Source organism: Vibrio sp. Vb1554 (assembly GCF_033344235.1).
The window spans coordinates 1-1,011 of record NZ_JAWPOJ010000497.1; the positions used below are offsets into that span (position 1 = coordinate 1).

At 46.0% G+C, this 1,011-nt stretch carries 1 pseudogene; it reads left to right on the top strand.

What is annotated here, in order from left to right:
• Positions 1 to 902: pseudogene (locus R8N28_RS27330) on the top strand (type II and III secretion system protein family protein); the annotation flags it as partial.
• Positions 903 to 1,011: the final 109 nt, after the last annotated feature.

Sequence of the window (1,011 nt, forward strand, 5' to 3'; positions counted from 1 at the left end):
GTAAGCAAAGAAATACTTTTTAGCTTTCTGGCGCAAATGGAGAATCCGTTGATCCGCTTGACTATACAGCTACTTACGTTTTCGAAGATATCATCAACAACCTAAAAGTGCTCACTACCGATCAAATCAATGTGAAGTTGACAGTTGCAGAGGTTTCGAGCTCATTCTTAACAGAACTCGGCGTGTCATACGCAGAGACGAATGGTAAGTCGATTGGCGGTGCTGGTCAGTTCGTCAACAAAATTCTGGACTTTACGGCAGAAGATATCGTCGCGGTTATCTCAGCGAGTGGCAACGACAGTATCGGCCAAGTGCTGGCTGAGCCAAACTTGTCGGTAATTTCTGGCGAATCGGCGAGCTTTCTTGTCGGCGGTGAAATCCCAATTACCGTCCGAGACAACGATGGTATTTCCGTAACTTATAAAGAATACGGGGTAAAGCTGTCTATGGTTGCTAAGGTGACAGATTCAGAAAACATCCGCCTGTCACTGCTACCAGAAGTGAGCTCGATTGATAAAACCAATGGTGTGAACTCTGGTCTAGTTAGCGTCCCTTCGCTACGAACTCGAAAAGCTCAGACAACGGTTCAACTGAAAGACGGCCAAAGCTTCGTGTTAGCTGGTCTTTTAACGTCGGAAGAGCAGGAGTCATTGGCAAAAATCCCTTATCTAGGCGACATCCCAATTCTTGGTGCGTTATTCAGTAAGACCAATACCGAAAGAAGAAAGACGGAGTTGATCATCGTCGCGACAGTTAATCTTGTCGACCCTGTCAAAGAAACCGACATCAAGCTGCCGAAGTTCGAGCGAACGAGTGACCTTGAGCGCTTGCTGAAGCTCGATCTTTCGAAAGTTGATGACGAAGAGTTGGAAAATACGATAAAGGCGGGAGGCTTTAACTAATGAAGGCAAACCTATTATTGGTCGTTTCCGTTTTACTGACCGGTTGCTCGGTATCGGTAACCCCAAATAAAACGACGGTAGACACCATTGTGGAAACCTTTGAGTTTCG